The 25,042-nt window shown below is 58.4% G+C and carries 18 protein-coding genes; 4 read left to right on the forward strand and 14 right to left on the reverse strand.

Annotated elements, in window-relative coordinates:
• Positions 1-26: 26 nt before the first annotated feature.
• Both QMZ18_RS06040 and QMZ18_RS06045 read right to left on the reverse strand, forming a co-directional pair.
• Positions 27-1,040, reverse strand: coding sequence for an alpha-ketoacid dehydrogenase subunit beta (locus tag QMZ18_RS06040; RefSeq protein WP_282605322.1), 1,014 nt, complete (start codon positions 1,038-1,040; stop codon positions 27-29).
• A gap of 78 nt (positions 1,041-1,118) precedes the next feature.
• Entirely contained in the window at positions 1,119-2,084 is a 966-nt protein-coding gene (locus QMZ18_RS06045; RefSeq protein WP_282605323.1) for a thiamine pyrophosphate-dependent dehydrogenase E1 component subunit alpha, read from the reverse strand.
• A 275-nt stretch (positions 2,085-2,359) separates the two neighbouring features.
• Here QMZ18_RS06045 and QMZ18_RS06050 point away from each other — a divergent pair, with 275 nt between their 5' ends.
• The gene (locus QMZ18_RS06050; protein ID WP_282605324.1) at positions 2,360-4,321 is read left to right on the forward strand and encodes a sigma-54-dependent Fis family transcriptional regulator; all 1,962 of its coding nucleotides are present in this window, start codon (positions 2,360-2,362) and stop codon (positions 4,319-4,321) included.
• A 97-nt stretch (positions 4,322-4,418) separates the two neighbouring features.
• Here the strand turns inward: QMZ18_RS06050 and pncA are convergent, their stop codons facing one another.
• Positions 4,419-5,042: a bifunctional nicotinamidase/pyrazinamidase gene (gene pncA, locus QMZ18_RS06055; RefSeq protein WP_282605325.1), complete on the reverse strand. Its 624-nt coding sequence runs from the start codon at positions 5,040-5,042 to the stop codon at positions 4,419-4,421.
• 319 nt (positions 5,043-5,361) lie between these two features.
• Between pncA and QMZ18_RS06060 the strand changes: the two genes are divergently transcribed.
• A complete protein-coding gene (locus QMZ18_RS06060; protein WP_282605326.1) occupies positions 5,362-6,831 on the forward strand; it encodes a hypothetical protein in 1,470 nt (489 codons plus the stop codon).
• 108 nt (positions 6,832-6,939) lie between these two features.
• Here QMZ18_RS06060 and QMZ18_RS06065 read toward each other — a convergent pair whose 3' ends face one another.
• From QMZ18_RS06065 to QMZ18_RS06100, 8 genes are all read right to left on the reverse strand, one after another.
• On the reverse strand, positions 6,940-8,652 hold the full coding sequence (locus QMZ18_RS06065) for an AMP-binding protein (RefSeq protein WP_282605611.1): 1,713 nt from the start codon (positions 8,650-8,652) through the stop codon (positions 6,940-6,942).
• Between the two features lie 62 nt (positions 8,653-8,714).
• Positions 8,715-11,168 (reverse strand): amidase, encoded by a 2,454-nt coding sequence (locus tag QMZ18_RS06070; protein WP_282605327.1) that lies wholly within the window; start codon positions 11,166-11,168, stop codon positions 8,715-8,717.
• A complete protein-coding gene (locus QMZ18_RS06075; RefSeq protein ID WP_282605328.1) occupies positions 11,165-11,884 on the reverse strand; it encodes an ABC transporter ATP-binding protein in 720 nt (239 codons plus the stop codon). Before QMZ18_RS06075 ends, QMZ18_RS06070 begins: the two co-directional genes overlap by 4 nt.
• Positions 11,874-12,896: a branched-chain amino acid ABC transporter permease gene (locus QMZ18_RS06080; protein ID WP_282605329.1), complete on the reverse strand. Its 1,023-nt coding sequence runs from the start codon at positions 12,894-12,896 to the stop codon at positions 11,874-11,876. Before QMZ18_RS06080 ends, QMZ18_RS06075 begins: the two co-directional genes overlap by 11 nt.
• Positions 12,897-12,902: 6 nt before the next feature.
• Positions 12,903-13,769 carry a branched-chain amino acid ABC transporter permease gene (locus QMZ18_RS06085; protein WP_282605330.1) on the reverse strand — a complete coding sequence of 289 codons (867 nt, stop codon included), beginning with the start codon at positions 13,767-13,769 and terminating at the stop codon, positions 12,903-12,905.
• Positions 13,770-13,927: 158 nt separating this feature from the next.
• On the reverse strand, positions 13,928-15,148 hold the full coding sequence (locus tag QMZ18_RS06090; RefSeq protein ID WP_282605331.1) for an ABC transporter substrate-binding protein: 1,221 nt from the start codon (positions 15,146-15,148) through the stop codon (positions 13,928-13,930).
• A 55-nt stretch (positions 15,149-15,203) separates the two neighbouring features.
• Entirely contained in the window at positions 15,204-16,799 is a 1,596-nt protein-coding gene (locus tag QMZ18_RS06095) for a flotillin family protein (RefSeq protein WP_282605332.1), read from the reverse strand.
• A gap of 249 nt (positions 16,800-17,048) precedes the next feature.
• Positions 17,049-18,104, reverse strand: coding sequence for a substrate-binding domain-containing protein (locus QMZ18_RS06100; protein ID WP_282605333.1), 1,056 nt, complete (start codon positions 18,102-18,104; stop codon positions 17,049-17,051).
• A 387-nt stretch (positions 18,105-18,491) separates the two neighbouring features.
• On the opposite strand from QMZ18_RS06100, the gene QMZ18_RS06105 reads away from it, so the two are divergent.
• Positions 18,492-18,914, forward strand: coding sequence for a MarR family winged helix-turn-helix transcriptional regulator (locus QMZ18_RS06105; RefSeq protein WP_282605334.1), 423 nt, complete (start codon positions 18,492-18,494; stop codon positions 18,912-18,914).
• Between the two features lie 229 nt (positions 18,915-19,143).
• Entirely contained in the window at positions 19,144-19,884 is a 741-nt protein-coding gene (gene nth, locus QMZ18_RS06110) for an endonuclease III (protein WP_282605335.1), read from the forward strand.
• Positions 19,885-19,920: 36 nt separating this feature from the next.
• Here the strand turns inward: nth and glyA are convergent, their stop codons facing one another.
• The 3 genes from glyA to QMZ18_RS06125 all read right to left on the reverse strand — a co-directional run bounded on the left by glyA (position 19,921) and on the right by QMZ18_RS06125 (position 25,030).
• Complete coding sequence (gene glyA / locus QMZ18_RS06115) at positions 19,921-21,225, reverse strand: serine hydroxymethyltransferase (RefSeq protein WP_282605336.1); 1,305 nt, start codon at positions 21,223-21,225, stop codon at positions 19,921-19,923.
• Positions 21,226-21,299: 74 nt separating this feature from the next.
• A complete protein-coding gene (locus QMZ18_RS06120) occupies positions 21,300-24,059 on the reverse strand; it encodes a phosphoenolpyruvate carboxylase (protein ID WP_282605337.1) in 2,760 nt (919 codons plus the stop codon).
• Positions 24,059-25,030 carry a D-glycerate dehydrogenase gene (locus tag QMZ18_RS06125; RefSeq protein ID WP_282605338.1) on the reverse strand — a complete coding sequence of 324 codons (972 nt, stop codon included), beginning with the start codon at positions 25,028-25,030 and terminating at the stop codon, positions 24,059-24,061. Before QMZ18_RS06125 ends, QMZ18_RS06120 begins: the two co-directional genes overlap by 1 nt.
• Positions 25,031-25,042 lie beyond the last annotated feature (12 nt).

A 25,042-nucleotide genomic window follows, 5' to 3' on the forward strand; every position in this document is an offset into this window, starting at 1 on the left:
GGCGGACACTCTCATTCTAACGACGCTTAGTGCCCCTTGCCGACGACCTCGCGCACCGCCGCTTCGATCTTGGCGGTGCTAGGAATATAGACGTCCTCAAGGGCCGGCGAGAAGGGCACCGGACAATGGGGTGCGGTCACCATCTTCACCGGGGCCTTTAAGTCGCTGAAGATCTCCTGGCTGACCAGTGCCGAGACATCAGTGGCCATGTTGCAGCGCGGATGCGCTTCGTCGATGACCACGAGGCGTCCGGTCTCCGACACGGTTTCCAGGATCGTTTCTTCGTCGAGCGGAGAGGTCGTGCGCGGATCGACCACGGTGCAGGAAATGCCGGAACCTTTCAGACTGTCGGCAACTTCGTTGGCCAGGTTCACCATGCGGCCAAAGGCAACCATAGTGACGTCGTCACCCTCACGGGTCACGTTGGCTTCGCCGAAGGGAATGCCATAGGCCTCGTCCGGCACTTCCATCTCCTCGTCGTACATGGCCTTGTGCTCGAAGATCACGACAGGATCGTCATCGCGGATCGCCTGCGTCATCAGCCCTTTGGCTTCGTAGGCATTGGAGGGCAACGCCACCTTCAAGCCCGGGATATGGGTAAAGAGCGGATAGAGACACTGGCTGTGCTGTGAGGCTGCCCTGAAGCCCGCACCGTACATGGTGCGGATGACCAACGGGGTGACAGCCTTGCCGCCGAACATGTAGCGGAACTTGGCCGCCTGATTGAAGATCTGGTCGAAGCAGACTCCCATGAAATCGACGAACATCAACTCGGCGACCGGGCGTAAACCGGTGGCCGCTGCACCGGCGGCACAGCCGATGAAGGCGCTCTCGCTGATCGGTGTGTCCAGCACTCGCTCCCGTCCGAACTGCGGCATTAAACCCTTGGTGACGCCAAGCACACCGCCCCAGGCGTCGTCTTCCCCGGGAGCGCCCATGCCGCCGGCGATATCTTCGCCCATGACGATGACACGCTCATCGCGTTCCATCTCCTGGCGGATCGCTTCATTGAGTGCCTGTCGATAGCTTTTGACTGACATAATTCAAAGACTCCTTAATCAATCTGGCCGTGTCTAAAGCCGGCCCATCCAATGTGATCGTGGTTCCGTCAGAACCGGTCAGTAAGAGAGGTAAACATCGGTCATCAGGTCGGCTTCCGTCGGCGAGCTTCCATTCGTTGCCGTCGCCGCACACTGATCGATGTAGCTCTTGACGCTGGTTTCGATCTCATTGAGTTCGTCGGGCTCCAGCAACGATGTCTCGACGACCCGTTGCTTGAAGAGTTTCAGGCAGTCCTGCTCAGCTTTTACCTTGTCGACTTCGCCGTCACCCTTGTAGGTGATGGCGTCACCCTCGAAGTGACCGTAGTAGCGGTTCAGTTTCACATGGATGAGTGAAGGACCCTCGCCGTTGCGTGCCCGCTCGATCGCTTCGCGGGCAACTTCCCAGACGGCGAAGAAATCGTGGCCGTCGACCTCGGTGCCCGGCATGCCGAAGCCTTCGGCACGTTTGGTCTGCGTTCCCGCAACGGACCAGGCGGAAGCAGTGGATTCCGCATAGCGGTTGTCTTCGACCACGAAGATGGCCGGCAGGTTCCAGATCTTGGCGAGGTTGTAGGATTCTAGTGTCGTGCCCTGGTTTGATGCGCCGTCACCCAGGAACGCGATGGCCACGCCGCCGGTCTTCAAGGTTTTGGCGGTCAGGGCCGCGCCACAGATCAGGGGTGGGCCACCGCCGACGATGCCGTTGGCGCCCAGCATGCCTTTGCTGAGATCGGCGATATGCATAGAGCCGCCCTTGCCACCGCAAAGGCCGTCTTTCTTGCCATAAATTTCGGACATCATGCCTTCGGCGTCGCAGCCCTTGGCGATGCAGTGACCGTGACCGCGGTGGGTCGAGGCGATGGCGTCGCGGTCTTCCAGATGCATGCAGACTCCGACGGCCGAGGCTTCTTCACCAGCGTAAAGATGTACAAACCCAGGAATGTTCCCAGCGGCGAACTCATCGTGAACCTTGTCTTCGAAGTCACGAATAAGACACATGCGCCGATAGGCTTCTTTCAGGTCATCGCGGTTTAACTGCACGTGCGGATCCTCCCGTTGTTGCGATGTCTTGACGGTATCCGCCCGTCGGCGGCCCGCCTTTTTTGCTCTAAGACACCCGCAAAGCCTGTGCCAGACTGGCTTTGTTGGAGATTCAAATGGATAGGAGTGACGCAGTGTTGCAGATGCGACACCTGTCGCAAGCCGGCTGTGTCACCTGCAACTTTGGTATCACGCTTAAGCGACTCCGATTCCGGCACGCGCGGTGCTATACTCCCGTCTGCAAGTCGCACAAAAAGCGGCGTGGGAGGAAAACGATGAACCTGGATGGTGGTGCGGAAACACGTCACGTAAAACGGGTGCTGGCCGCGATCGCGCGTGATGCCACGGTTCCCAGCCCGAAGAGACCGGCACAGCGGAACTCGATACCGCGGACGATTGAAGCCTCCTGGCGGCGCTGTGTGGTTGCGCATGGAATCGAACCGCACAAAGTCAGACAGCCGATCATCCTCAGCCATGGAGAGGTCGCCCCTCTGCGCGATCAGTTCGACGTTCTGAAATCAATTTTTGCGCCGGAACTGGATCGGCTGCACGAACGTCTGGCAAAGCTCGATTATGTGGTGCTGCTGGCCAACGCGGATGGAATCACCGTCGATGTCCGCTGCGCCAACGAGATCGATAAAGAGGCCCGGAATTCGGGTCTCTATCTCGGTTCGATCTGGAAAGAGGATCTGCAGGGCACCAACGGTGTCGGGACCTGTCTCGCGACCGGTCAGCCGATTTCGGTGGTCATGGACGACCACTTCGCGACCCACAACACACCGCTGACCTGTACGGTCGCGCCGATCTATTCGCCGGATCAGCAACTGGTGGCGGCGCTCGATGTCTCCACACCGCGCCCGACCGATCACCAGACACAGCAACTGGTCATGCAGATTGTCGCCAATGCGGCGCGCCGGATCGAGAACCAGATTTTCATGGCGCAGTTTCAGACGGACCACGCAATCGTTGCTCTCTCCCAGGATTCTCAATTCAGCGATCTGGCGAGCGCGACTTTGCTGGCTATGTCATCGAGCGGCCGGGTCGCGGCCTGGTCTCCCACGGCGAAGACATTGCTGGATCCCATGATCGAGCGATCGATGATGGAGTACCGTCTGAAGGACCGGGTCGATCAGTTCGTCAGAAACCGTGCCGAAGGCGAAGAGCCCATCGTTCTGGGCGATGTCACGTCCGGCCGGTTTTTCGCGCGCTGTCTGTCGGACGGCGAGCCGCTTCGGCACCCGCGCCCGAAAGATGTCCAAGATGTCGGGGCGCCGGTGAAGGCAAGGACCGGTGCGCGGCAAAAAGCGAAACCCGCGCGGCAGTCGGATGTCATCTTCGGTACCGATCCGGTGATGGACCGCAACTTCACCCTGGCTGCGCGGATCGTGGATGCCGGCTTGCCCATTCTGGTCACAGGCGAAACCGGCAGCGGCAAGGAAATTTTTGCGAAACACCTGCATCGGATCAGCAGGCACGGGAAGGGACCCTTCGTGGCGGTAAACTGTGCGGCCATCCCTGAAACGCTCATCGAGGGCGAATTGTTCGGCTATCGGCCGGGCGCTTTCACCGGGGCGGCCAAAAGCGGGTATCGTGGCAAGGTGGCCGAGGCCAACGGCGGCGTGCTGTTCCTGGATGAAATAGGCGACATGCCGCTGGAGCTGCAGACCCGTTTGCTGCGTGTACTGTCGGAAATGGAACTGACTCCGCTGGGCGGCACGCCGATCACGCTCGATCTTCTGGTGATTTCTTCAACTCACCAGGATCTTGAGGCACTGGTTGCGAATGGCCGTTTCCGCGAAGATCTATTTTACCGCATCGCCGGGGCGAATCTGGTCATCCCGCCATTGCGGGCACGGCGGGACCGCGGTCTCTTTATCAACGAAATGTTTGAACAGGTCTGCGTGGCGGCCGGGCGCGATCTTTTTATGGCGCCGGACGTCCTGCATCTATTCGAGACGTACCCCTGGCCAGGCAATGTCCGCGAGCTGCAGCAGACCCTGCGTTATGCGGTTGCGGTCAGCGAAGGCCGGACGGTGGGTCTGGAAGCATTGCCTGCCCGCCTGACGGCAACGCTCGAACCGGCGGAGGCCTCGTCGCATCAGGCCTCCACGGAACGTCTCGTGATCGAACAGACACTGAAGCGTTGCGGCGGCAAGGTTTCTGCGGCAGCCGAACTGCTCGGGGTCAGTCGCTCGACCCTGCATCGCCGGATGAAGCGTTTGGAGATACGTCGTTGAATTAGTACTGCGGCGCCAGCCCTCACCCCCACCCGGCCACCCACATGATACTTCCGTTGGGTGGCCGGGTGGGGGTGAGGGCTGGAACCGAACTAAACTACCAAGACTCCAGCAGTTCCACACCCAACCCGGTCATCTCGCTCTTGGCTGCGGCCAGCGAGCCCTCCAGATCAATCGCCCGGCAGGCGGATTCAATCACCGTCGCCTCAAAGCCCTGCTTCCGCGCATCCACTGCCGAGAAGCGTACACAGAAGTCCGTGGCCAGCCCGACGCAAAAGACCCGCTGAAACCCCCGCTCGCGCAGATAGCCCGCCAGCCCGGTCGGGGTTTTCTGGTCGTTCTCGAAAAAGGCAGAATAGGAATCAATCTCGGTGCGGTAACCCTTGCGGATCATCATCTCCGCCTGCGGCAGCTCCAGCCCGTCATGCAGCTCTGCGCCGCGCGTGCCCTGCACGCAATGATCCGGCCAGAGCGTCTGCGCCCCGTAAGGCATCGAGAATTGCGAAAAGGGCGCCGCGCCCTCATGGCTGGACGCAAAGGAAGAATGTCCCGCCGGATGCCAGTCCTGGGTGATCAACACATGCGCAAAGTCCCGCGCAATCCGATTGACCTCCGGCACCACCGCATCGCCATCGGCTACTGCCAGCCCGCCGCCGGGACAGAAATCATACTGAACGTCGATAACGAGGAGGAGGTCGGTTTCAAGCGGGGTGATGGGCATGTTGCAGGGCCTTTGGTATTGGAGATGCAAATGATAGCACCATAGGCTTATGGGAAGTTATGAAACTGGTTGATTGCGACCGTGTTCGTTCTCAATGGTATCCAGGTGTTGTTGATTTGAACATGCCCGCTGGGCTTTTGTGGCCCAACAAACAAGGATTGGCAGTTGCACTAAATAGAAGAAAATATTTCTATTGTAATCTATTTTTAAGTGTGCTTTCCCACTAACATTGATATTGTAGAGGCTTAACCATTCTGATGCATATGCAAATCAAAACTAATCAGAATCAACCCCGGCAAAAAAATAGGTGTTAAGTCCAATGCCGACATTTTCAGACGAAAATATCTTCAAATTATTTGGTGCCGAAGCTGCCGAAGATGAAGAGCCGAGAAGGCTGAAGGAATGGTTTGTTCGAAATAAAGCCTATGAGAGTATAAGGTCTGATTTGCCCATTCGAATACTAGTTGGTCACAAAGGTGTTGGTAAGAGTGCTTTACTTAGAATGGCTCATTTTGAGGATCTTGACCAAGGAGTCTTGTCGCTTTCGCTCAAACCAAATGACCTTCACGCACTGATTTCGCTAAATAACGATGCGCAGTTTTTGGAGTTGATTGAGGCTTGGAAAATGGGCTTGAGGCGGCTGATGATTCTGTCCATCGCGAAATCCTACTTTGAACCTCTGGAAGGTAGCGATACAGCAGTGAAGTCCGCATTAGGTCAGTTTGGGAAAGCCTTGGCTAGTATTGTTGAGCGAGTAAAAAACGATAAAATACACGTTGCCGATAAAGCAATTTTGAACTTTGCAGCTAATAAAACAGTTAGGGTGTACATCGACTATATTGACCGTGGTTGGTCAGCATCGAAGTTCGATATTCAAAAAGTTTCTGCGTTAATTAACGCCGTCCGCGACCTGATCAACGATTTGCGAGAAGAAGGGTGCAGTGTCCACTTCCGAATTGGGTTACGCACAGATGTGTATCACCTTGTTCGAACGAGTGATGAATCGACTGACAAGAGTCAGAGCTACATTACTTGGTTAAATTGGGACAATCACGACATCCTCATTTTAATCGTGAAACGCGTGGAAAAGTTTTTCGGGAATGAATTCCACGAAGGTAGCTGGCAGAATAAAACGCAAATTCAAATATCCCAAAAGCTACAGAAAATTATGGAAATGCGCTTTAGTGGCGCTGGCAAATGGAGCAATGTACCCGTTCACCGGGTGCTTCTCTCTCTCATCCGCCGTCGACCTCGCGATCTGATCAAACTCTTGACCTCGGCGGCGCAGGAAGCACACAGGGAGAATTCTGAGATTATCACCACTGAGCACCTCAGAAGTACTTTCGAGCACTACTCGCGTGAACGCCTGCAAGACATCATAAATGAGTTTAAGTCTGAGTTACCGGGAATTGAACATTTGGTGCATGGGATGAAGCCAACTACTCAGGAAAAAAAGGACGGTCTGATGTATTTCTACACTCAAGATCGATTAATTAAGAAAATTAAGAATCTCATGTCTCAGCACAAATATATGTTTACCAACAAAAAGCAATGCACACCTAAATCACTTGCTGAGTTTCTGTATAAGATTGACTTTATAACTGCTCGCAAAGGCCGAGAACAAAGTGGAAGCAAAATTATTCGAAAGCACTTTGAAGAGCATCAAACTCTACTTGCTGATTTTGCTGACTATGGATTTGATTGGGAAGTGCATATGGCTTACCGCTGGGCGCTACAGCCAGATGGAATAGAAGACATATTCAATCAGATTCAGGTTCCGGAGACGTAATACATAAGCGGAGTATTGCGCCAATTGATGTTCGTAAATTAAAAGATAGTTATAACAGCGCCATTTACTGTAGGCGAGTGTTTCAACAAGAGGATTGTATTTGGCAGCTTACCTCTGAAGCTCCTCAACCATCCGTTCCCGCATCAGAAACTTCTGCGGCTTCCCCGTCACCGTCATCGGCAGTTCTTCCACAAACCTGATATGCCGCGGCACCTTGTAGTGGGCGATCTGGCCTTTGCAGAAGGCGGTGATTTCTTCGGACTGCACATCGTCACCCGGCTTTAAAACGATCCAGGCGCAGAGTTCTTCGCCATACCTAGGATCCGGGATGCCGAAGACCTGGACGTCCTGGACCTTCGGGTGACGGTGGAGGAAGTCTTCGACCTCGCGGGGGTAGATGTTTTCGCCGCCGCGGATCACCATGTCCTTCACCCGGCCGACGATGGCGCAATAGCCTTCGCGGTCCAGGGTCGCAAGGTCCCCGCTGTGCATCCAGCCTGCCGGGTCGATGGACTCTTTGGTGCGGGCATCGTCGTTCCAGTAGCCGCGCATGACCGAATAGCCACGGGTGCAGAGTTCGCCTTCCTGGTCGACCGGAACCGTGTGGCCTTCGGCGTCGATGATCTTCACCTCGAGCTGGGGATGAATGCGGCCGACTGTGGAGACGCGGCGGTCGAGTGGGTCGTCGCAGTGGCTCTGGAAGGAGACTGGGCTGGTCTCGGTCATGCCATAGGCGATGGTGATCTCGCGCATATGCATGTCGGCGATGACGCGCTTCATAACTTCGATGGGGCAGGGTGCGCCGGCCATGATGCCGGTGCGGAGTGATGAGAGGTCGTGGTTTCGAAACTCCGGGTGATCCAGCATGGCGACGAACATGGTCGGCACGCCGTAAAAGGCGGTGCAGCGTTCGCGCGATACGGCTTTTAGGGCGGTCTCCGGATCGAACGCCTCACTGGGGAAGACCATGGCGGCGCCGACGGTCGCGCAGCCGAGCGTGCCCATAACCATGCCAAAGCAGTGATAGAGCGGAACCGGAATGGCAAGGCGGTCTTCTGATGCAAGATTCAAACGCCCGACCACGAAGCGCGCGTTGTTGACGATGTTGTAATGCGTGAGCGTCGCGCCCTTGGGTGAGCCAGTGGTACCGCTGGTGAACTGGATGTTGATGGCATCGTCCGGGTCCAGCTTTGCGGTGATATCGTCGAGGCGCAGGCGTTGCGCCGGACCGGCCAGTTTTAGCAGGTCGTCGAAGCGCAGCATGCCGGGTATCTCGTCGGCGCTTGTGACGATGACCGCACGCAGGAACGGCAGTTTGCTCGACGACAGGCGGCCCGCTTCGGCCTCCGTCAACTCAGGCGCGATGGTGGTGATCATCTCGACATAACTGCTTGATTTGAAGGCGGGTGCGATAACCAGCGCCTTGCAGGCAACCTTGTTGAGAACGTATTCCAGCTCGGCACTGCGGTAGGCGGGGTTGACCGTCACCAGAACTGCGCCGATGCGCGCGGTGGCGAACTGGGTCAGCAGCCATTCCGGACGGTTGGGCGACCAGATGCCGACCCGGTCTCCAGATTCGATGCCGATGGCCAGCAGGCCGGCGGCCAGATCGTCGACCTTGCGGGCCAGCTCGGAATAGCTCCAACGGATGGATTGTGCCGGAAAAACCGCTGCGTCCCGCGCTCCATGATGCAGGGCGGTGTCGGCCAACACCTGGGGCACGGTCTTACGCCAGAGCGGCTGGTTGCGGGTGCCGACGACGTATGACAGACCATCGCGCGGCTTCAGACTTTCCGGGTCTTCGGTCCCGGAGTACTCCATGCCGTCCGACAGCGAAGTGATCGGCTGCGAAAGGTCGGTGATGGTGAAGTCGCTGCTCATCGCTACATCGATTTCCAGTCGCCGGCCTGCTCAAAAGCATGAGCGGCGCGGTAGATGGTCGACTCGTCGTAGTGCTTGCCGATCAGCTGCAGGCCGATGGGCAAACCCTCGCTCAGACCGCAGGGGATCGACATGGCCGGATGGCCGCTGGCATCGAAGGGAGCCGTGTTGGGGATCATCTCAAAGGCGCGCTGGATATAGAGTGAAAGCGGGTCGTCCGGCGCGGGAAGCGGCGGCGCCTTCATGGGCAGGGTCGGCATCATCAGCAGATCGTAGCGCTGCAGCGTCTGATTATACTCGGCCTTCAGGCGGCGACTCAGGTTCTGCGCCTTGGCGTGATAGTGGCCGCGATGATGCTTCTGCATGTATTCGCCGATGAACATGGAGATCTTGAGGCTGGGCGAAAGCTCATCGGCCCGGCTGCGCCAGTTGGCGTGATGGTCCAGCAGACTGGTGACATAGAGACCCTCCCAGCCGGTCGCAAAACCGTTGCCGTGCATCATGATGTCGGTCAGGCCCTCCAGTGCGATCGGAGTCCAGATCGCGGTGCCGTCACTGTGGATCGGAACGGAGATCTCTTCGACCGTGGCGCCAAGCCGCCGGAAGGTCTCGGCAGCCTGCCGAACTTTGGCGTCCACATCGGCCTCGCTGCTCGGCAGACCGAAACCCTCGCGCACCAGGCCGATGCGAAGGCTCGCGACCCCGCGACCCAGTGCGCCGAGATATTTATCGATTTTCGGCGCGTACTGACGCGGGTCGAGCCCGTCTTCGCCTGCGATCACTTCCAGAAGCAGCGCATTGCCCTGGACGTCCGTGGTGATCGGGCCGGTGTGGTCGATGGTCGGCTCGATCGGCATGACGCCGGTGTAGGGCACCAGACCGTGGGTCGGTTTCATGCCGTAGCAGCCGCAGAAGGATGCCGGGATGCGGATCGAGCCGCCTTGATCGCCGCCGATCGCCATCTCCACTTCGCCCAGCCCGACCAGTGCGCCGGAGCCTGAAGAGGATCCGCCCGCGGTATGGCCCAGTTTGTAGGGATTGTGCACCGGGCCGGTGGCGTTGGTATGGCTGCCGCCGGAGAGGCAGAAGTACTCGCAATGCGCCTTGCCGGCGATGGTGCCGCCGGCATCGAGAATGCGGGTGACGATCGTGGCGTCGATGTCCGGGGTGTAGCCCTCCAGAGTCGAGGCGCCGTTCATCATTGGGACGCCGGCAAGGCAGACGTTGTCCTTCAGGGCGATACGTTTGCCCTCCAGCGGACCGGAAGGCGCGCCGCGGATGTCGGTTTTTATGTACCAGGCGTTGAGGGGGTTTTCCTCCGGATCAGGGCGACGGCCGGGGGTACGCGGATACTTCACCTGCGGTAGATAGTCGGGCAGAGCATCGACCCGGTCATAGGCCTGGAATGTGCCCTCCATGATCGTCATGTAGTCCATGATTTCACGGTCGCTCATGGACATGCCGAGCCCGCCGACGATGTCGCGCATCTGATCGAGTGAGGGGCGTCGAACGGTCATGTAGGCCTCCCGGATGGGGTCCGCAGAAAGAGAATCTGCTGGGGATGGGAATTGATTTTTCTTTGGCGCTGGGGATGCTGGTCGTGTGAAGGACAGCGCCGCATTCGGATCGGAAACCGCTGTCTGGGCGGGTGGTGACGCGGCAGCGTCGGTGAGTCTGGTCTGCCGTGCGGCACCGAAGCCGACGAACTCCTCGATCAATGCGGGATTGACGGCGGCATCGATCGGAACCTCGCCTGTGATCGCCCCGCGTTCCAGGATCATCAAACGGCTGGATACCGCGCTCAGAAACTCCAGGTTTTGCTCAACGACCAGCATGGTCAGATTGGTCTCGGCCCGGATGGTGTTCAGGGTTTCCTCGATCTCATCGATGATCGAGGGCTGGATGCCTTCGGTCGGTTCGTCGAGCAGCATCATCAGCGGTTCGGCGATCAGGCAGCGTGCGAGAGCCAGCAGTTGCTGCTCGCCGCCCGAGAGCGCACCGCCCTGCCGGTCAAGCAGGCGGGTCAGGCGCGGGAACCAGCCCAGCAGACGATCCACAGCCTCGTCTGCCGTTCCGCCACTCTCTCCCGACCAGGCGAAACGCAGGTTGTCCAAAACGCTCAGCTGACTGAAGATCCCCCGGCCCTGCGGCACGTAGCCCAGCCCTGCCCTTGCCCGGTCATGAGGGCTGGTTCGGGTGATGTCCTCGCCGTCAAAGATGACCGATCCGCCGGTGGCCGGCAAAAACCCGATCACGGTTTTCAGCAGCGTCGATTTGCCCATGCCGTTGTGGCCAAGCAGACCGACAACCTCACCTTCCCGAACACCCAGGCTGATACCGCGCAGGACGGGGATGTCACCGTAACCTCCCCGCAGGTCTTTGACGTCCAGCAACAGAGGCACTTTTTCGGCTGCCATTTCTTCGTTCACGGGGGCGCTGGAGATTGGAGCATTCATGCGCGTTTCCCCAGATAAACGTCGCGTACCGACGGATCCGCCATCACTGCCTCGACCGGTGCTTCGGTCAAAACCCGGCCCTGGTGAAAGACAGTGACCGCCTGGGCAATACTGCGCACGAAATGCATGTCGTGTTCGACGATGACCAGAGCTGCGTCCCGGTTCAGTTCGTGGATTACGGATACCATGCGCTCGACTTCCTCACCGGTCAGACCCGCTGCCGGTTCGTCCAGCAGCACGAGCGATGGCCGTCCGGCCATGACGATCCCCAGTTCGACCAGTTGGCGCTTGCCGTGCGCGAGGGTGGCGACCTCGTCCGTGGCGATGTCCTGAAGTTCGAGGCGTTGCAAGACTTCCTCGGTGGTTCGGTTGGCTTCTCGGCTGGTTTGCGCCTGGCGCGCCGAGAGCCAGATGTTCTCGGAAGCCGAAAGGGTGTTCATGACGCTGGGCACCTGGGTCTTGATGCCGACGCCGCGCCGCGCGATGGCGTGGGGATGCGCGCCGGTAAAGTCTTCTCCTTGCAGGTAGATGCTACCCTCACTGGGTACGAGCAGGCCCGTAAGGCATTTGAAAAAGGTGCTTTTGCCGGCGCCGTTGGGACCGATGAGGCAACGCAGCTCACCATTGTCCAGGCGAAAGTCGACGTTTTCCAGGGCGGTCACACCGCCGAACCGGACGGTCACGCCACGGGTTTCCAGAATCGCATCAGCGCGCATGACGAACCCTTCGCCTTGAGGTCCGGCGCGCGCCCTTTTTTCGTATTCCTTTGCGGCGCCCTTTAAAGAGAAGGGCAATTGTGGGCACGATTCCGCGTGGCAGGAAGAGCACGGCCAGGACCAGCAGGCTGCCGAGCACGAAGAGATTGTCGACCAGGGTTTGCTGTCCCAAGAAAAACTTCAGTGCGCCCAGGGCAAAGGCACCGACGATCGGTCCCAGCAGGCTGCCGGCGCCGCCGACAATTACCCAGATAATAACCTCTGCCGACTGGCTGAGACTGAAGAGGTTCGGCGTGACGATCTCGGCCCAGTTCGCGAACAGCATACCCGCCATTCCGGCCAGCATCCCGCCGATGGCAAAGGCGAGTGTCTTGATCAGGCGAACGTCATAGCCGACCAGTTCGGCCCGCAACTCGTTTTCGCGAATGCCGACCAGGATACGGCCGAAGGGCGCAGTCAGCAGCCAGCGCAGGCCCAGGAAGGCTGCCAGCAGGATCAGTGCGCAGAAATAATAGAGAGACTCATCGATCAGGTACTCGCTGCGGTCCCAGGGCAGGGTCAAGGTGTCAAAGCCCGGAATGCCGTTGTAGCCGCCAAGCCGGGCATTGCCGATTTTATAGGCGCTGCCTGCAGTCGAGTTCATGAACTTGAAGAGAATGAGGGTGGCCACCAGTGTCACGACAGCCAGGTAGACGTCACTCAGACGGCCGTAAAACAGCATGGCTCCAAGTGCAGCGGCAAAGAGGGCCGGAACGATCAGGGCGATCAGGGCAGCTGCCCAGGGCTCGGCAAAGTTAATCGAGGCTATGGCGAAAGCGTAGGCGCCGAGACCGAAAAAAGCCGCCTGGCCGAAGCAGAGGATGCCGCCGAAGCCCCAAATGAAGCCGAGACTGAGGGCAAGCAGACCATAGATCACGAGGACGGTGAGCGTGTAAATGTCATCAAAGACGAACGGCGCCACCAGCATGAGGATCAGCCCGATAATGGCGGAGAGGGAAGCTTCGCGCAGCATCGCCAGTCAGACCTTGTCTTTGAGAAAGCGGCCGGTGATGCCGGTCGGCAGGAGGCGCAGGAGCACCACAGCGGCAAAAAGGAGAGCGATTTCGCCGACCACCGGTGTTGCGAGAAAGGTGAAGGTCTGAGAGACAAAACCGAAGAGCCCCGCACTGGCCAGGGTGCCGGAAATGACCGCCGTACCCCCTGAAATCACCGTGATGAAGGCCTTGGCGATATAGGCGGCTCCGGCGGCAGGATTAATGCCGACCAGCGGCGCCATGACGCCACCTGCCAGACCGGCAAGCGCAGAACCCGCGACGAAGGTGAACATGTAGACCCGGCTGGTGTTGTAGCCGAAAGCCTGTGCCATCTCCGGGTTTTGCATGGCGCCCCGTGCAACCAAACCCGCTCGCGATATTTTCAGGATGAGATAGACTCCGCCGATCACCAGTGCGGCGATGGCGATAACGAACAGGTTGTAACCGCTGATCTGATACTTCCCGACGGCAAACCCGGATATTGGCGTGGTGATCCCGGTCGTGGTGTTGCCAAAGATCATGCTGAAACCACCGATCATGGCAAGGCTGAGCCCCCAGGTGGCGAGCATGGTGTTGATCAGGCGGCCGTAGAGAAAACGCACAATCAGCCGCTCGACCAGAAAACCGAAAATGGCCGCTGCCAAAGGGGCGGCGACCAGAATCGAAAGATAGATATTGAGGCCAGCCTGGTTAGACATGATGGCCGCGTAGCCGCCAAGCGTCAGGAATTCGCCGTGCGCCAGATTGATCACGCGCATCATGCCAAATATCACCGCGAGCCCGGTGCTGATGAGCACCAGCACCGCGATCGCGTAGCAGATCTCCATGACGACGACTGCAGCAAAATCCATCAAGGACGCTCCGGACTAGGGCAAACGTCACTTAATCTGCTGTGATTAAGTGACGGTAATTCGCCCTATTTCAATGAGCTAGAGCATCTTAACTGCTTCAGGCATGACGCAGGATGCTCTAGTCGTTTTTGAACTTCTAACTTCAGACACCGCGAAGATCAGATGTCGATCTCGTACTGCGTCGTGTCGTTCGGGTTTTCCTCCAGGTTGCAGACGGTCTGGGTGTCGACTGGTGGCCGCTGCACGAAAGTTTTCTGGACGGCCATTTTCTGATCTTTGACCTCGACGAGATGGACGTCGAAGGTCGCATGATGGGTCTTGGGGTCGATCGAAATTCGCCCGGTCGGACCGTCGAAGGCAGCGCCGCCTTCAAGTGCTGCGATGACATCATCGCGTTCCACCGATCCTGCCTTGCGTGCGCCTTCGGCCCATAGGTGGACGCCCTGATAGGTCGCGACCGCCAATTCGTGCACATCGTCCGTCGCGCCGTAACGCGTTTTCCAGCGCTCCAGGAAACCCTGGTTGGCTGGTGTTTCGAGCTGTTTGGAGAAGGAATAGGCCAGCATGATGCCATCGCCTTCTTCCTTGGTGAGGACGACCTGTTCGTTGCCAGCGCCCATCGTGGTCGAGGCCATGGGAATTTTCGTGTTCATCCCAGCCGCGGCCCACTGACGGTAAAACGACAAATGTGCGCCACCGACCAGCACCGACATGATCATGTCGGGCGCGGCGTCCTGAATCTTTGCAATGGTGGAGCCGAAGTCTGCGACATCGAGCGGGAAGAAATCGACCTGAACCACTTCGCCGCCGGCCTGTTTTGCGTAATGTTGAATCCATTTCGCCGTGATCTGGCCGTAGTTGTAGTCGGCGGCCAGCACGTAGACCTTCTTGCCCCACTTCTCCATAGCTGCTGGGACCAGGACTTCCGCTTGCTGGGCCGGGGTAATACCCGTGCAGAAGATGTTGCGATCGCAGACACCGCCCTCGTACTGAACGTTATAAAAATAGAGCACCTTGTTTTTGCGCAGGGTCGGGCGGATGGCTTCGCGGGAGGCGGAGAGAATACCGCCGTGGACGACGTCAACCTTGTCCTGGCGAGCTAGCCGCTGGCCATATTGGGTGTAAAGCGCCATATCCGACTGGGTATCGTATGCGACCTTCTCCACCTGACGTCCTGCGACACCGCCGGCGCTGTTGATTTCGTCGATCGCCATGTCGACAGCCTTATCCATCGGCTTACCGTAGAGATCGAAAATTCCCGAGGTGTCGAGAATGGAGCCGAGCTTGATGGTTTCTTCCGCCCGGATAATCGACGGCATGGCAAGGACCGCGGTGGTGGCAGCCGCCCCCTTCAGAACTTTCCTGCGATTTACAGACATTGTCAGTCTCCCGTGTTCTTTGATTCCAGATGTGAGGACAAGCTGTTGGACTTTTTTATGAGCTCGTCTTGTCCGGCGTGCTAGAAGCGTCGCTTCCCCCATTCCCCAGGTCAAGGTTGACGCCGATGCTTTCTCCGAGTTTTTGCATTGCCGGCAGCTGCAGTGCGAGGTTGAGGATGCCATCGACCGCGCCTGACATCGGGCCACTCGAACCGCCGGGCGAGTTGCCGCCATCGCTTCCTCCGCCGTTTTGGCCCAGACCCGAGACATGGTTGATGCGGATCGAATCGATCTTTTCGAGCGGCTTGGCCATCCGCTCTGCGATCTCCGGCAGCTTATCGATTTTGTGAGTGTCGAGCTTGATGCGCAAAAGCTCGCTGCTGGCGATGTTTTCCGCCTCGATCATGGCGGCCTTGCCTTCGGCTTCCGCCTGCATTGCCTTTAAGGTGGCTTCAGCGCGGCGCTCGGCGGCCGCGGCTTCCGCTGTCGCGGACGCTTGTAGAGTCTCGTTTGCGCTGCGGCTCCGCTCGCTCGATACCTCGCTTTCCTGCTTTGCCCGGATCAGCGCCGTCGCCCGCTCGCGTTCGGCGGCAAGGCGGTCTTTTTCCAACTGAACCTGTTCTTGCGCCTGGATAATTTTGCCCCGCTTCATCTCCGTTTCGGCCTGCGCAGAAATCTCCTCGGCGCGTTTGTGGGCGAGGGCAATCTGACTATCGAGCTTGGCGGTCTCTGCAGCGAGCAGGGCCGTGACTTCGTTTTCGCGCAGAGCCCGGTCACGTTCGATCTCGGCAACCTTCACACCGCGTTCGCGTTCAATCCTGGCCCGGGCCGACGATTCTTCCGCTTGTTGACGGGTGGCTTCGGTCTCTGCTGTCGACTCTGCCTTTAGTTTCTCAAGGGTCAATGTTTGCGCGATTTCTGCTTGCTGTTGCTCGCGGTCCAATTCAAGTTTGCGTTTTAGGGAATCAAGCTGGGTGTGGCGGACTGCGACATCTGCATCGGCTTCTATCTCGGCGCGTTTTTTCTTGTTCGCTGAAATCACTTCTGCCAAGCGGCGCATCCCTACGGCGTTAAAGGCGTTGTTGTCGTCCAGCGCGCTGAAAGCTGCCTGATCGAGGCGTACCAGGGAGGCCGATTCCAGATACAAGCCGTTTTGCGCCAGATTGTCTTTCAGGGTTTCTGCGACCTTAGTGACGAATTCTCCACGGTTTTCGTGCAGCGCATCCATGGTCTTTGTTGCGACCACCGCCTGCATGGCGTCAATAAAGCGGCCGCCGAAGAGATTCTTGAGGTTTTCCGGATTAAGGGCTCGGGCTCCGATTGCCTGTGCGGCCGTTGCAACGCCTTCCTGGGTGGGTTGGACGCGCAGATAAAATTCCATTTCGATATCCAGACGCAGGCGGTCTTCGGACATCAGCGACTTTTCACCGGTTTGCAGAACCTCAAGACGCATTGTGCGCATGTCGATCTGGTCAGCCCGGTGCAGGAAGGGCAAAACAAGCACACCGCCGTCCATAACCACTTTCTGGCCGCCGGCACCGGTCCGGATCAACGACTTCTCCCGGGTTGCCTTGCGGTAAAAGCGCTGAAGAAAGGCTATTGCGATTGCCAGGATAACGACGAGGACAATGAGAGTTGCGATCGTGGGCACGGAGCTTCCCTCTTAGGCTAATTTCCAGGCACAGGCCCGGCTGCTGAAAACTGTATAAGTGCTAAGGGTTCATTTATTTTCCCAGGAAATCAATATCTTTTTTACGGTCAGGAACCTGAACGTCTTTCACTAATTCGGTGAAAACGTAATTCAACCTCTATTCCACGTAACGAGAGAGCACTTGCACCTGCAGAGGCGGATTCGCGGGATGAGGGGCGCTTGCCGTATGGAAAAGTCTCTGGTCCGGTGTTACTCGTCAGCCAACTGATCGACAAGCTTGAACGCATGACCCCGGGCTTCCGCGAGGTACATGGGCATCTGAGAACGTCCCTCTTTTTGAAACACCGCGCCACGAGGGCCTTTTACCGGCAAAGCCGTTCCGAGTCTGGTCCAGTCGGAGGCCTGGGTAACGTCCGAGAGTGCGCGGAGGAAATAGAGGCCTTCATAGAGGCCTTCTCCGATGGAGTTGAGCATCGGGCCGCGCTCGCCGAAGCGCGTATGGTAACGTTCGCGAAAGGCACCGTTTGCAGCAGTATCGAGGGTCGAAAAATACCCCGATGCGGCGAAGAGGCCGTCGGTTGAGTCCGCCCCGATTCCGAGCAGCGTGTTTTCTTCCACGGCACAGGAAAAACGAATGACCTTTCCGGCCTGTCTGCTTCTAGCAAAGACCCGGTTAAAGCGTATGCAATCGTCGCCTACAAGCGAGAGCAGAAGGCCATCAGGTTTGGCGCGGCGAATGCGCTCGAGGACAGGGGCGAAATTCTGGGTGCCGAAGGGCAAATAAGCCTGGCCGACAATGCTGCGATCGCCGCCGCGGAAATGGCGGTGCACGGCGGCGTGAGAGGCCCGTGGCCAAATGTAGTCGTTGCCGAGCAGGAACCATCGCTTTAGGCGAAACCGTGCCGATAGCCAGTCTAGACCCGGCAGCAACTGCTGTTCCGGCGTCTCTCCGATACAAAATACGCCTTGTCCCGCCGGTCCGCCTTCGAACAAGGGCGTGTAGACATATGGAAGGCTGCCAGCGATCCGGTCGGCGATCGCTTCCCGTACGTCGCTGGTATGCATTCCGACGACGGCCTCTATCATGCCGTCCTCGCGCAGGGCTTCGGCCTCCAACGCAACACGTTCGGGATCGTTTCCGGCGTTCACGATCGTCAGGCTGATGGGCCTGCCGTCCATGCCGCCTTCGGCATTCAGTTCCGCTACGGCCAGTTCGGCGCAGGCTCGGCAGGAGGGACCCCAAATTCCGGCAGTGCCGCTTGTGGGGATGAATAGACCGACCTTATAGGACCCGCTCGCCTTCAAGCTATGCTCCCGACCGTCTTGCACGATGCAGACCAGTGCAGATTTGTGCTCCGGTCACATAAACCCGAGGCTGGTTTACGTTTGCCTTCGAACCGAAGGCCAACGATTAGTCTCCAGAGCCACCGTGCGTTGTTCCGACAGTGTCAGGCATAAAGCCTCAAATTCCAAGTGTTCCCCGCAAAGGCTTGATTCCGTGGAGAATGTGTCCCTTAGCCCGGCTGCCCGGCGGATCGATGCTTTGAACCCTTGCCTAATACTGGCCTGAGGCTGGACAGAAGGTCGGGCAGACTTCGTGAAGAGCCAACCTGTTGGATAGTTCTTCCAATTTTAGCCCGGACAGGCTATTTCCTAATACTGGAACGTTTGGTTTATTTTCCGGGATCCTTAATGTCGGCTGAGTCCCTTACAAATTCTTTGCCTTATCTCCTGGCGCAGGCACACCGTTCGGTTCACGGCGAATTGGACGCGGCTTTGCGGCAGGAAGACCTGCCGGTCGAGCACTGGCGGGTTCTGCGTGCTTTGGAGAGCGGTGACGGCCGGACCATGTCGGAACTCTCGCAAATCGTTCTAATGACCATGTCTGCGTTGTCGAAAGTCGTCGATCGTATGACGGCTCGTGCACTGGTTCACCGCAAGCAGGACATTGATGATCAGCGCCGCGTACTGGTCTATATTTCCGACTTTGGCTTGGAACTGCTTACCCGCTGCGAAAACCATCTCACACCGGTTCAGGCCGCATTGGAAAACCGCCTCGATCCAGATGATGCTGCGCAACTGAACGGGTTACTCCGAAAACTGAACGGGCACTAATCCTCGACAGCGCCGCACCGGGGTTCTCACCCGCAAAGCTCTTCATTTTTTCGTCCCGGATTAGAGACTGCGGTAACACAGCAGTCCCAACTACTGGGGCCTTTGGGGCGCCCGCAAACTGCTTCTTGGTACTAACCAACAGTTCGCGTCAGGCGGGTTGATAACATTTGCGACGTTTACCGCTGATTGTTCTTGTTTTGTTCCGAATTTCTGCTACCCTTGGTTTGTTATGCAGCTCCTATTCGCCTTTGACGATGGAGCCGCGACCTTCGCAGATATTCATTATCGACTGCTGATCCGCTTCGGGCGGCAGGGACCCTGGCGTTTGCTCGACCCGGTGAGCCAGTTGGTGTTGGGTATCATCGGTGGACGAACTCGTGGCACTGTCTCGCTTTTGGTTCTAGAAGCCTTGGTGCAGCGTTTCGGCTCATGGGAAGCCGTGCGTGATGCCGCTTACCATGACGTTCAGCGCGAAATCTTCCGGGTGACTTTTGCTGAAAACAAGGCGCGGCATTTGCAAGCTGCCTTGCGGCAGCTGACTGCGCTTCGAGGGAGCCTGGAGTTGGAGTTTCTTGCTGCCTGGCCGGTTGATGCGGCGCTTGAATGGTTGGAGCGATTGCCGGGCGTTGGTCGCAAAGCCAGTGCGGCGACCTTGAATTTCAGCAGCCTTAGAATGAAAGCGCTTGTGATCGACAGCCATCATCTGCGTGTCATGACGCGGCTTGGTCTTATAGGTGCCAAGGCAACGACCATGGACGCCTATCTCTCCATTGTTCCGAGGTTGCCGTCTCGCTGGATCGCGGCCGATATCGACGAGCATCATCAGCTCGTGAAGTCACTTGGGCAGACGATCTGCCGCCACGATACGCCCGCCTGTGCGGATTGCCCGCTGCAGGATCTCTGTTCCTTTAAAAAACGAAGTGCGCGGGTCTGCTGGGACCCGCGCATCGACGTTCATAAGGCTCGTTGAAGTGTCCTGCGTCAAATCTGACCCAGGTAAGACATCTTAGTAGATTGGGAAACGACCGGTCAGAGCGACGACCTTTTCCTTCACGGCGGCCTCAACCGCGGCATTACCCTCTTCGCCATTCTGTGCCAGGCCGTCCAAAACCTCGATGATCAGGTCGCCGACCTGCTTGAACTCGGCAGTGCCGAATCCACGGGTCGTGCAGGCAGGCGAGCCCAACCGGACCCCCGAGGTCACCATCGGCTTTTCGGGGTCGAATGGAATGCCGTTCTTGTTGCAGGTAATGTTGGCACGGCCGAGGGCGAGCTCCGCCGCTTTACCCGTCAGGCCTTTGGGCCGCAGATCGACCAGCATCAGGTGCGTATCGGTGCCACCGGAAACGATATCCAGGCCGCCTTCGATCATGGTCCCGGCCAGGACCTTAGCGTTGTTGACCACGGCTTGAGCGTAGCTCTTGAAGTCGGGCTGCAGAGCTTCACCAAAGGCCACGGCCTTTGCCGCGATCACATGCATCAGCGGGCCGCCTTGAAGGCCCGGGAAGACGGCGGAATTGATCTTTTTGCCGATCGCTTCGTCGTTTGAGAGGACCATGCCTCCGCGGGGGCCGCGCAGTGTCTTATGCGTGGTCGTGGTCACGACATGGGCGTGGTCCAGCGGATTGGCATGAACACCGCCGGCGACCAGACCGGCGAAATGGGCCATATCGACCATGAAGTAGGCGCCCACTGCATCGCAAATCTTGCGGAAGCGCTCGAAGTCGATGGTGCGCGGGTAGGCCGAACCGCCGGCGATGATCAGTTTTGGCTTGGTTTCCCGGGCTAGGCGTTCGAGATCATCGTAGTCGATCTGCTGGTTGTCTTCGCGCACGCCGTAGGGCACGACGTTGAACCACTTGCCCGACTGATTGACCGGCGCACCATGAGTCAGGTGACCGCCGGCCGCGAGATTAAGTCCCATATAGGTGTCGCCCGGCTGCAGCAGAGCGAAGAACACCGCCTGATTGGCTTGAGCACCGGAATGCGGCTGCACATTTACATAGCTGCAATTGAAGAGTTTCTTGGCGCGGTCTCTTGCAAGATCCTCGGCGGTATCGACGAACTGGCATCCGCCGTAATAGCGGCGACCCGGATAACCTTCGGCGTATTTATTGGTGAGCACTGACCCCTGTGCTTCCATGACTGCCGAGGAGACGATGTTTTCCGAGGCGATCAGTTCAATTTCGTGGCGTTGGCGCCCGAGCTCCTGATTGATCGCCGAGAGCATCTCCGGATCACTCGCGCTTAGGGAGCCGCCGAAAAAGCCCGGGAAGAGCTTCGTGTTCTGGATCTGAGCCTGATCGGTCATTGTGATGTCCTTACTTGTGTCTTTCTAGATCGTGTCGTTGTTGTTGATGAATTTGTCGCTCCGCGGCGGGGAGTTCACCCGGTCCAGCCGAGTCCGGCGGCAATGCAATTCATCGACAAAAGGAGTGGCACTGTCGTCGATTTGCGAATTTTATCGTTATTCTGTGCTGCCCGGAATTGTTCGAGCAGTTCAACCTGCAAAATGTTGGTTCGGTCGATGAGCGGTTTGACTTCATCGATCCGTCCTCGGAACGCCGGGAAACGGGTCGTCGGCTCGCCGTCGCCGGTAATCATCGACAGCTGATCGCGCGTTACTTCATATTCCTGTCGGATCATCGGAAAGATCCTGTCCCGTGTGTCCTTGTCCTGGACCAGATCGGCGTAGCGTGCCGCGATATCCATATCCGTCTGATAGAGGGTTTTTTCGACCTCGTCGACAATCAATCGGAAGAGACGGGATTTTTCAAACATTTCGGACAGCAAAACCCGGCCATCTTCGCCCCGTACCCGGACAAAGGACTGTAGCGCACTGCCGAAACCGTACCAACCCGTTATAAGGTGACGGTTCTGACTCCAAGCGAATACCCAGGGAATGGCACGAAGGTCCGTAAGGCTTGCCGCACCAAAGCGGCGGGCCGGCCGGGAGCCGATATTGAGCAAGGCCAGTTCTTCGACCGGACTTGCCTGCAGAAAGTAGTCTACAAATCCCGGTTGTTCGAGAAGGCGGCTGTAGATGACCTGCGACATGCCCGATAACGCATCGATGGCTTCATCGAATTCGGCGTGATCCCGGAGCGCGGCCTCGTTGGGAGACTTCAAGCTATGGGCAAGAACGCTGGCACTCAGCAACTCCAATTGGTAGAGCGCTGTCCCCCGGTTGGCGTACTTGGACGAGACTACTTCGCCCTGTTCGGTCGTGCGCATCCGTCCAAGCACCGTCCCGCTGGGCTGAGCCGCGATCGCCCGCCCGGTCGGTGCGCCGCCTCGACTCACGGACCCGCCGCGGCCGTGAAAAAAACGGACTTCGATGCCTGAAGCTTCAGCGGTTGCGATAATCCTCTTCTGCGCCTTCACCAGCTCCCAGGTCGAGCAAATAAAACCACCGTCTTTGTTGGAATCAGAGTAACCCAACATGACTTCCTGAACGTTTCCGGCTTCCAACAGACTGCGCCGCACGAGCGGGACCGTAAGGAGATCTTTCAGGATCGCAGGCGCAGCCCGAAGATCGGATATGGTCTCGAACAACGGTACGATGGGCAGGGCAATTGCTCCGCTGCCGTCATGTCCGGCGCAAAGTCCGGCATACTTCGCCAGCAGATAGACACCCAAAAGATCGTCGGCGGACGTGGTCATGCTTAGAATGAAGGCCCCGACCGCCCGTCGGTCGATGCCGGTCTGAACGTCTGCGATCAGCCGGAACAGCGCCATGGCTTCGGAGGCTTCTTCGGAAAGTTGCGATAAGCGCGGTGCCGAAACCTCCTGGGCGCGCAGACTGTCCCGCAGTTGTTTTGACCAGGCGCTCGTGCCTGGCGTGGGAACGTCATCCGGGTTTGGCGTGTTGAGCTGCCAGATTTCCTGCACCACGCGATTGATGACGGTCGAATTCTGGCGGATGTCCAGCGAGACGGTGCGAAAACCGAAGGTTTCCGCTTCCCAGCGAAGAGGCACGATGAAGGACGCAGCGATTGTCCCGGCCTTCATGGCGACGAGACCTTGTTCAAGGCCTTTCAGGTCGTCCGCGAATTGCGTCGGATTGCGATAAGGCTGCGCCGTATTGTCTTCGCCGCCCGTGCTGGCCAGGCGCAGATCCAAGGCGACCAGATACTGGCGGAAAAGTTCGCTCGGATTGCGCTCGCGCAGCCCTTCGGGATCGGAGGTCGCGGATAATACGGTTTCCAGCCTGGCCTTAAAGGATTGCGGGACCTTAACAACGTTGTCGCTGATGCTTACCATGGGGATGACGGCTGCAAGTCGCTCGCGTAACCGGCTAAGCGCCGCCGCACGATTGACGCTCAAGGTCTCCCGAGTGACGCTGCTGGTGACGTTGATGTTGCCGTCTCGGTCACCGCCGATCCATGACGAAAAGCGCAGGAATGACGAGACCTGCAACCCATCTTCGCCATAGTGGCGGTGCAGGGCGCGCGCGAACTGGTCGTAGAGTTGTGTTGTCGCGTCGAAGAGGGTTTCGCGGAAGAAATGCAGACCCCAGGCGATTTCCTGATCGAGGCTGGGGCGTTCAAGGCGCAGTTCACCGGTCATCCAGAGTAGATCGATGTCGTTGCGCAGCTTCGCGATCAGGCCTTCGCGTTCGCGCGGCGTCCAGCGTTGCGCCTCCAGATCGACAAGCTTTCTGTATATCCGGCGGTGAATTTCCAGAACCGTGACCCGTTTGGCTTCGGTTGGATGCGCGGTCAAAGTCGGCCCGACTTCGAATGCTTTCAAGGTTTCCGCGACCTGGGCGGGGCCGACGCCGAAGGCGGCGACGTCGGCGAGCACATTGGAAAAGGAACCCTTGACCTGATCCGGCCCGCCTGCGGTTTCCAACTGCCGGCGCGCCCGCATCATTGCGTTTTCCTCGGCGATCTTGGTCAGCTGAAACCAGATGCCGATGGCCTGCAGGGCGGCGATGCGGACGTCCTGCTCGGGCGGAGGGTCGCTTGGCGCAGGGTCGAGCACCTTGAGAACTTTCGGTTCTCTGTCGGCGATGACGCTGCGCAGCAAGCCGAACAGCAGGTCTTTGACTTCGTCCGCGTAGTTCGGCTCTTCCCGGCGGGTCTGTGGCGCGGCTGCCGAAGACTTGCCGCTGGTCTCTTTGCTTAAAACTGAAATGGCCATTACGCCACGAGGTCGCGGGGCGGCCTTCCCTCGAAAAAGTCCTTGAGGTTCTGGACGACACGATAGCCCATGGCTTCGCGCGTTTCGCGCGTCGCACTGCCCAGGTGCGGCAGGAGCACGGCATTCTCGCAGCCGCGCAGCTCCGGCAAAATGTCCGGCTCGCCATTAAAGACGTCGAGGCCGGCCCCGGCGATGGTCTCAAATGTCAGAGCATGAACCAACGCACGCTCGTCCACGACTTCACCGCGCGCCGTGTTGATCAGAAAGGCACTCTGTTTCATCAGATCAAGGCGGCGGCAATTGATCAGGTGCTTGTTGGCGGCGCCGCCCGGACAATGGAGCGAGACGAAATCGGCCTGTGGTAGGAGCTCGTCGATGGATGCGACGGGCTCCGCACCCGTCCTGGCCAGCACGTCCGCTGCGATGGGGGAGCGGTTATAGACCAGCACCCGCATGCCAAATCCATGGTGGGCACGTTTCGCGACTTCCTGTCCGATACGCCCGAAACCGATGATGCCGAGTGTCTTGTTCGAGACCTTCGATCCCAACAGGTGGGTCGGGCGCCAGCCCGACCAATCTCCATTTCGGACCTCGCGCTCGCCTTCGCTGGCGCGCCGCGCCGCCATCAGCATAAGCGTCAGGGTCAAGTCGGCCGTACATTCGCTCAAAACATCCGGCGTGTTGGTGACGGCAATGCCGTGACTCTTGGCGCTGTCGATATCGATGTGGCTGTAGCCTACGCCGTAGTTGGCCAGGATTCGGGTCCGGGGTTTGCCGTTATCGAGCACCCGGGCGTCGATGCGGTCGGTCACCGTCGGCAGTACGGCGTCGGCCGACCGCACGGCGTCTTTGAGTTCATCCGATGTGAGGGCGCGATCCTGCTGATTGAAGGTGACGTCGAAATCCTCGACCAGCGCAGCTTCGACAGCTTCCGGCCAGCGCCGCGTAACGACTACTTTAGGCTTGATCATGACGAAACCTTC

It is taken from the genome of Pelagibius sp. Alg239-R121, assembly GCF_947331435.1.
In the GTDB taxonomy this organism is placed as follows: Bacteria; Pseudomonadota; Alphaproteobacteria; order Kiloniellales; family Kiloniellaceae; genus Denitrobaculum.